We start from the raw sequence: 854 nt of genomic DNA, 5'->3' as shown, positions 1-854 counted from the left end.
TCCGTCTCGGGGGCTCGGATATGTGTATAAGAGTCAGCCCTGTGGGAGAGGGGCTGGGGGTGAGGGCTTACTTCCTGGTGCGTCGTCGCAGCGCAAGACCCGCCAAGCCCCCCACAAGCAGCGTTATGCTGGCAGGCTCGGGAATCAACTCCTGCGAGAAGCCGATATTGTCAATCGCGACATTCCAGTCGTTGCCGAAGCGAATCTCGATAACGCCACCCTTGACCACATTCGGGTCAAACGAGAAGGTGTTCGCCGTCGTGCCGCTAATCGCGACATTCGTCTGGGTGAACACAGGGTTGTCGTCCACCAGCACCTGCAGGAACGGCAGCGTGCGATCGGTGTTCGGCCAGCCGCCCATCTGGAACGAGTGCAGGCGCACATAGTACTGGGAATCGGCAGTGAAGATGAACCGCGCGCCCTGACCAGAGCTGTGGTACGCCACATCGGTCAGGTCGGCGTACTGGGTGCCCCACACGAACAGGTTCGTTGACTGGCTCCAGTCGCTGTAGTTCGCGGTGAACATCTGCACGGCGACATTCGGCGTTGCGCCATGGGTGAGGTCGAAGTTCGTGCGCCCGCCGACATCGACGCCCGAAGCGTCCACACGGCTGCCGTAGTCATACGGGATATAGATACTGCCCGCGTTGTCAAAAGTCAGCACGGTCGCATACGCGCTCGTCGTCAACAGATACCCTGCGCACAGAAGCGCGCTCATGGTTCGCGTGATTCGCATCGGATAGCCTCCTTTCACGCCTATTATACCCCAATTTTTGCCTGAATGCCAACCTGTGCTGTTTACGGGGCTGTATAATCGTGCCATGCGACCATTCGGACTGCTCATCGTGTTGCTC

General features: G+C 59.1%; 1 protein-coding gene. It reads right to left on the bottom strand.

Going from position 1 to position 854, the window contains the following annotated elements; translation table 11 throughout:
• Positions 1-67: 67 nt before the first annotated feature.
• Positions 68-718 carry a PEP-CTERM sorting domain-containing protein gene (locus NW852_RS08155; RefSeq protein WP_414426625.1) on the bottom strand — a complete coding sequence of 217 codons (651 nt, stop codon included), beginning with the start codon at positions 716-718 and terminating at the stop codon, positions 68-70.
• Between the last annotated feature and the right edge of the window lie 136 nt (positions 719-854).

The organism is Synechococcus sp. H60.1 (genome assembly GCF_047462335.1).
Lineage (GTDB): Bacteria > Cyanobacteriota > Cyanobacteriia > Thermostichales > Thermostichaceae > Thermostichus.
Note: the sequence above shows the minus strand (reverse complement) of the source record. Positions and strands in the feature narration are given on the sequence as shown.